This window comes from Novosphingobium sp., assembly GCF_031424035.1.
In the GTDB taxonomy this organism is placed as follows: Bacteria; Pseudomonadota; Alphaproteobacteria; order Sphingomonadales; family Sphingomonadaceae; genus Novosphingobium.
This window is the reverse complement of record NZ_JANPGP010000139.1, coordinates 1-6236: the sequence shown is the minus strand read 5'-3', so window position 1 is coordinate 6236 and position 6236 is coordinate 1. Positions and strand designations below refer to the sequence as shown.

The following is a 6236-nucleotide window of genomic DNA, read 5'->3' as shown; positions in this document are numbered from 1 at the left end:
TGCCGGACTGATCGGCATGGGCTCGATGATCGGGCGGCTGCTCGGCGGGGTAATGCTCGATCACCTCGAAGCGCGTTACGTGGCGGCGGGATCGATGCTGCTGCCGGTCGCCGCCATCGCCATCCTGCTGTCCTCGCAAGGCGACATGACAAGCGCCGGGGCGGCCTGCTTCCTTGTCGGCCTGAGCGCCGGGGCGGAGTACGACGCCTGCGCCTATCTCGCCGCGCGGCACTTCGGGGTGAAGCGGTTCGGCGCGTAGTTCGGCACGATCGGCGGCATCCTGCTGGCGGCCCACGGCATGGCGCCGGCGCTGTCACACCTCGTCTATGACGTGTCGCACAGCTACGATATCGTGCTGTGGACCATGCTGCCGCTGCTTGCGCTAACCGGTGTGCTGTTCCTCGCAATGGGCACTTATCCTGCCGATCCGGACGGGCTGGCATTGGCAAAAGATTAGCTCTGGCAACGCCGCCCTCGCTCTGCTAACCGCGCAGCCATGCACCCGTAGCTCAGCTGGATAGAGTGACGCCCTCCGAAGGCGTAGGCCACTGGTTCGAATCCAGTCGGGTGCACCAAAGGGGCGGCCCTCGAAAGAGGGTCGCCCCTTTGGTGTTTCTAGAAGGTTCGGTCCCCGTTCGAAGTCGGAGCGAAGCGGAGACGGGTGCGCGCAAAGCGCGTGCCCAATCCAGTCGGGTGCACCATCACTCCACCAATCGGTAGTCCCTGAACCGTTCGCGCAAGTCTTTCTTGCTGATCTTGCCGGTGCCGGTGTGGGGTAGGTCTTCGACGAATTCGACCGCGTCGGGGAGCCACCATTTGGCGACCTTTGCAGCAAGGAATTCGCGGATGTCGTCCGCTGTGGCCTCGCTCCCCGGCTTGCGCACGACGACGAGGATCGGGCGTTCGTCCCACTTGGGGTGGATGATGCCGATGGCTGCGGCTTCGGCCACGGCGGGGTGACCGACTGCGGCATTTTCGAGTTCGACCGAGCTGATCCATTCGCCGCCAGACTTTATCACGTCCTTGGTGCGGTCGGTCAGTTGCAGCGTGCCGTCGGGGTGGATCACCGCGACATCGCCGGTGTCGAACCATTGTTCGGGGGATTGGGCGGCATCTTCCTCGGCCTTGAAATAGCGCTTGATCACCCACGGCCCTCGCACCTGCAGCGCGCCCGAAGTCCTGCCGTCGCGCGGTAGCACGCGGTCCGGGTCGCTGAGGTCAAGGCAGCGCAGTTCAACGCCAAAGGGCACGCGGCCCTGCATCACCTTGGCATCAACCTGCTCGTCAAAGGTCATGTCGTCCCAGTTCCACGGCTTGGTGCCGGTGGTGCCGATGGGCGAGGTCTCGGTCATGCCCCAGGCGTGGGCGACGTTGATCCCCAGCCGCATGAAGCGTTCGATCATCGTGCGCGGCATGGCCGAGCCGCCGCAGATGATGTGACGCAACCGGCCTAGCTCTCCGCCGTGCGTGTCGAGGTGCTGAAACAGCGCGAGCCAGACGGTCGGAACGCCGGCGGAATGAGTCACGCCCTCGTTCTGGATCAGCTCGCACAGCACCTTGCCGTCGTTCACGGCGGAGAACACGAATTTCACCCCGCAGGCCGCGCCGCCCCATGGCAGGCCCCAGCTCGCCGCGTGGAACATCGGCACGATGGGCAGCATCACGGTGCGCGCATCGAAATCGAAGATTGACGGCTGCACACTGGTCAGCGCGTGGAGCATCGTCGAACGGTGGGTGTAAAGTACGCCCTTGGGATGGCCGGTGGTGCCGCTGGTATAGCAAAGCATGCAGGGGTCGCGTTCATCGCCGAGGTCCCAAGTCGTGTCGCCGTCCTCGGGTGCGATCCAGTCTTCGAAGGTGGGGGCATGGACGGCGGAATCGAAGCAGATGTAATGCTCGATCGTTGGCCAGCGCGATTTCATCCGGTCGACGATCGGCTGGAACACCGCGTCGTAGAACAGCACGCGGTCCTCGGCGTGATTGACGATATAGTCGAGCTGGTCGTCGAACAGGCGCGGGTTGATCGTGTGGAGCACCCCGCCAACGCCGACCGCGCCGTACCAGGTGATCAGGTGGCGATGGTGGTTCATCGCCAGCGTAGCAATGCGGTCGCCTTTGCTGATGCCAAGTTTGCGCAGCGCCTGCACCATCCTCAGCGCATCGAGCCGGATGCCGGCCCAGGTGGTGCGCGTCTCGCTGCCATCGGCCCAGCGCGTCACCAGTTCGCGCGTGCCATGTTCGCGCGCTGCGTGGTCGACGATATGTTCGACCCGCAAGTCCCAATCCTGCATGGTGGCCTGCATTGCTCCCAGCACGTCCATTTCCCTCTCCGCCCTCGTTGGGGCTATATTGCATGCGAGTTTATGTCTTTGATTCAAAGCCCTCGGCAAGGAACCGCTCGCCCAGCGCGGCGAGCAGGGCGGAGCCGATCGGCATGGCGCCTTCGTCGATCATCATGCGGGTCGAATGGATGCCGCAGCAGCTCGCCCAGTTGTCGCCCTGCGGCGCGACACCGAGGAAGAACATCGCGCCGGGCACCTTTTCGAGGACATAGGCAAAGTCCTCCGCACCCATGATCGGGTCGGCAAGGCGCTGGAAGCCGCCTTCGCCCAGCATGTCTCGCGAAATGCGCTCGCCGAAATCGACCGCCGCGCCGTCGCAGATAGTCACTGGAAAGCCTTCGAGCACGGTAACCTTGGCGGTCAGCCCATGCGCACCGGCAATACCGACGGCGAGCAGTTCCACCGCATCGCGCAGCTCCGCGCGGTGGGCCGCAGACAGCGTGCGCATCGTGCCCTTGAGCACGGCGCGGTCCGGAATCACGTTGTGAGCCGAACCGGCGGTAAGGCTGGCGATCGTCACCACGACCGGATCGTGGACGTTGAAACGCCGCGTGACGAGCGTTTGCAGGGCAAGCACGATCTCCGCCGCGACGGGAACCGGGTCGCGCGTCTGGTGCGGCATCGAGGCGTGTCCGCCCGCGCCTTCAACAATGATCTCGAGCTGGTCGGCGGCGGCGAGCAGCGGCCCGGTGCGGCCGGCGATCACGCCGTGCGGGGCATTGGGCATGATGTGGAGGGCAAAGGCGGCATCGGGCAGGGGATCAATCAGGCCGTCATCGAGCATGAAGCGTGCGCCGTGCCAGCCTTCCTCGCCCGGCTGGAACATGAACTGCACTTCGCCTGCAAGACTGCTGCGACGCTCGCACAACAGGCGTGCGGCACCGACGAGCATGGCCGTGTGGGCATCGTGTCCGCAGGCGTGCATCGCGCCTTCGATTTTCGAGGCGAAATCGAGCCCGGTTTCCTCGGGCATGGGCAGCGCGTCCATGTCGCCGCGCAGGAGGACGCGGCGGACCGGATTACCATTTGAGGCTCCGGCCTCGCCCTTCAGAGTTGCCACCATGCCGGTGGTCGAAGGGCCATGCCGCCATTCGAGCGGCAGTCCGGCAAGCGCGGCGCGTACCTTGTCGCTGGTGCGTGGGGTGTGGAGCCCCAGCTCCGGATCGGCATGGATCGCGCGGCGCAGGGCGACGATCTCGGGTTCGATGGCGCGGGCTTTGTTCAGGATGTCGCAGGTGAGCATGGCGGCATGATAGCCGTCCGCTTGGCGCTGTCGAGAGACCGCCTGAACTGTTCCTGCGACTTGCCGGTCAGGCGCCGATCTGGGCGGCGATGCGTTTGGCGGCCTTGTTGTGTGCCCGAACCGAAATCACCAGCAACACGTTGAGCAGCACCGCCTGATAGACGAAGTAGTACAGCGCGCCGTGCCACCCGGCCCCGCCCGCCAGCATCGACACGCCCAGCACGATCGCGCGGGGGTTGGGGCCGAGGAACTTGCACAGCATCAGCAGCGGCGGCGCTTCGGCGCGGACCCGGGCGCGGATCGCTTCGAGCCGCTGCGCATCGCCCTTGGCCGCTTCCACTGCGGCATCGATACGCAGCGCGTGCGGGGTCATGCCGCTGGCGACCGCAAGGTAGGCGTTGACCAGCGCCGCGAAAGGACTCTTCGCCGTCGCCGAGTCCGCGTCGTGGTTGTGGCGGATCCACGGCGTGTCATAGACCCAGTACTGATACTGCCGGCGCTGCACTTCGACGTGGTTCGATTGCACCGCGTGGCTGATGCCCGCCACGGCCATCCACGCCCAGGCCCAGCCGCCCAGTGACAGGCTGAGCAGCCAGCCGAGCGTCAGGTACAGCACGACATGGCTGAGATAGTCGCACAGCCCGTCAACCATCTCGCCGATCGGGCTTGAACGGCCGGTCAGGCGCGCCAGATCGCCGTCCGCACCGTCGACCACGTGCCAGGTCATGTGCAGCAGCAAGCCGATCAGCGCAGCCTGCGGATAGACCGGCTGGGCGTAGGCATAGGCCGCGCCGACGACAAACATCGCGCCGACAACCGACACCATGTTCGGCGTGATCGGGGTGCGCGCCAGCAACCGCGCCAGCTGCCAAGCGAGCGGATGATAGAGGTAATGGTTGAGCGAATCCTGCAGCTCGCGCTTGCGCAGGGGCCGCTTTGTCAGGCCTGTGTTCATGTCAGAAACTGCAAACGCCCCCGAAATTGTATCTTGCCACCCGGCGCAATGTGCTTCTCATATAGGGCTTGGGGACCAAGGAACAGGGGGCATCGACAGGAGTTCTGCTCCCTGGATTACGACGGACTAGCCTACCCAGTGAAGTATTCGCCGCCGCTTTCTCCGGGATTGAAGTCGCTGTCCGGCGACGCTCTCGCTGATGCCGCCTCTGCCGAAGCCGGCGTTGCCATGGCAGGTCCGGCACCGCATCCCGGTGAGATCGTCGGCCTCGTATTTGCCGTGAGCCTTGCTGATGGCGCGCCGGTATCGTCGCTACGGACTGGCGGCATTCCCATCATCAGACGGCAGATTCGCCAGCTTCATGCGCTGGGTGTGACGCGCGTGGTGCTGGCGCTGGGCGAGGGGCAGGGGCTCGCTCTCGATCACGCCCGGCGGGAAGCAGCGCGCGACCAGCTTGAGCTGACGGTTGCCGATTCGGCGGAAAAGCTGACGGATTCGGTTGCCGGGCGGACCGCCCTGGCCATCGACGAAGGGCTGCTGGTCGATGAGCGGATGCTGCTGGCCTTCTTTGGCGATGTGGGCCTGCAGTCTGCGCCGCGCCCGGTTCTAGCAACGCGCGATGTAGTAAAGACGCAGTCAGCCGGCCTGGCGATCTTTCCGGCCGGAACGCTCACCCGGACCCTCACTTCGGGAATGTTCGGCCAAGGTCTTGAATCAGTCTCAGCTTCGGCGGTTCAGCACCATGATCTGTCCAGCCTTGACGATTATGCCCCTGCGCGGCGGCGGCACTTGCCGATGGTCTGGCTTCCCTTGCGCAGTGCGGCAGATGGGCGCGCCGGCACCGCAGTCCTCCTCGAGTCGGCACAAAAGGGCTGCCTTGACTGGCCGGCGCGCTTTTTTCATCCGCCGCTCGAGAACCTGCTGACCCGGCTGCTGCTGCCCACTCCGATTACGCCGAACATGGTGTCGGTATTCGTTTTTCTGCTCGGGCTTTATGCAGCCTGGTGCTTTGCCAACGGAGCCTGGCCGCTGGCGCTGGCTTTGGTTCTGGTGATCGGCCCTCTCGACGGGCTCGACGGAAAACTGGCGCGCACCCGGCTCGACTTTTCCCCCTATGGTGACCTTGAGCACGTTGCCGACAAGATCGTCGAATATGCCTGTTACCTTTGCATGGCCGCATGGTTGAACGATGGCTGGGCCTGGGCGGCCTGCGCGCTGATCGTTCTGTTTGCGCTCGCAGAGGTGGTGCAGGGCGAATTCTACCGCCGGGTGACGGGCGGCCAGCTGGATGACGCAGGCACGATCGAGCGCCGCTTCCGGCTGGTATCCGGCCGGCGCAACACGTTCATGTGGACACTGATCCCCTTCGTCCTGCTGGGAGCATGGGAAGCCGGCTTCGTGATGATCGCCATCTACAGCGTGATCACGTTCTTCTTCATGCAGTGGCGCTTCTTCATCCGTCTTGGTCAGGCCGCGCGCGAAGCCTCGCCGGTCATGGCCGCGAACCTGCGGCGCACCGACTATGCCTTTCTGAAAAAAGGAAAATGACTGCGGCGGCGGCATAACGTTTGATCAACCATGCGATTGTGCTATGCTAGTAGGCCTGCATTGCGCAGGCACATTGCCGGGGTGCGGCTGCTTTCCGTAAGGGAAAAGGCCCGATTCGGCACCGAATTTGTTGGGGCGTGTGCGGCTA

The 6236-nt window shown here is 64.8% G+C and carries 5 protein-coding genes, 1 tRNA gene and 1 pseudogene; 4 read left to right on the top strand and 3 right to left on the bottom strand.

Translation table 11 applies throughout. The features are described from left to right. The 3 genes and pseudogenes from RMO89_RS19175 to RMO89_RS19165 form a co-directional block, all read left to right on the top strand. Positions 1-259 (top strand): annotated as a pseudogene (locus RMO89_RS19175) (MFS transporter); the annotation flags it as partial. Positions 260-298: 39 nt separating this feature from the next. Further along, positions 299-457 (top strand): hypothetical protein, encoded by a 159-nt coding sequence (locus RMO89_RS19170; RefSeq protein WP_310535180.1) that lies wholly within the window; start codon positions 299-301, stop codon positions 455-457. Between the two features lie 41 nt (positions 458-498). Then, positions 499-575 (top strand) — tRNA-Arg (locus RMO89_RS19165). 126 nt (positions 576-701) lie between these two features. Here RMO89_RS19165 and RMO89_RS19160 read toward each other — a convergent pair. The 3 genes from RMO89_RS19160 to RMO89_RS19150 all read right to left on the bottom strand — a co-directional run bounded on the left by RMO89_RS19160 (position 702) and on the right by RMO89_RS19150 (position 4540). Then, positions 702-2303: a long-chain fatty acid--CoA ligase gene (locus RMO89_RS19160; RefSeq protein WP_310535181.1), complete on the bottom strand. Its 1602-nt coding sequence runs from the start codon at positions 2301-2303 to the stop codon at positions 702-704. A 58-nt stretch (positions 2304-2361) separates the two neighbouring features. Further along, positions 2362-3585: a M20 family metallopeptidase gene (locus tag RMO89_RS19155; RefSeq protein WP_310535178.1), complete on the bottom strand. Its 1224-nt coding sequence runs from the start codon at positions 3583-3585 to the stop codon at positions 2362-2364. A gap of 67 nt (positions 3586-3652) precedes the next feature. After that, entirely contained in the window at positions 3653-4540 is an 888-nt protein-coding gene (locus RMO89_RS19150; RefSeq protein WP_310535177.1) for a CDP-alcohol phosphatidyltransferase family protein, read from the bottom strand. Positions 4541-4678: 138 nt separating this feature from the next. Between RMO89_RS19150 and RMO89_RS19145 the strand changes: the two genes are divergently transcribed. Continuing rightward, positions 4679-6088 (top strand): CDP-alcohol phosphatidyltransferase family protein, encoded by a 1410-nt coding sequence (locus RMO89_RS19145; RefSeq protein ID WP_310535176.1) that lies wholly within the window; start codon positions 4679-4681, stop codon positions 6086-6088. Positions 6089-6236 lie beyond the last annotated feature (148 nt).

What these genes read in the sequence shown, in the direction of transcription:
- RMO89_RS19170 (WP_310535180.1), top strand. Translation starts at nt 299, where the DNA reads ATGGCGCCGGCGCTGTCACACCTCGTCTATGACGTGTCGCACAGCTAC.
- RMO89_RS19160 (WP_310535181.1), bottom strand. Translation starts at nt 2,303, where the DNA reads ATGCAGGCCACCATGCAGGATTGGGACTTGCGGGTCGAACATATCGTC.
- RMO89_RS19155 (WP_310535178.1), bottom strand. Translation starts at nt 3,585, where the DNA reads ATGCTCACCTGCGACATCCTGAACAAAGCCCGCGCCATCGAACCCGAG.
- RMO89_RS19150 (WP_310535177.1), bottom strand. Translation starts at nt 4,540, where the DNA reads ATGAACACAGGCCTGACAAAGCGGCCCCTGCGCAAGCGCGAGCTGCAG.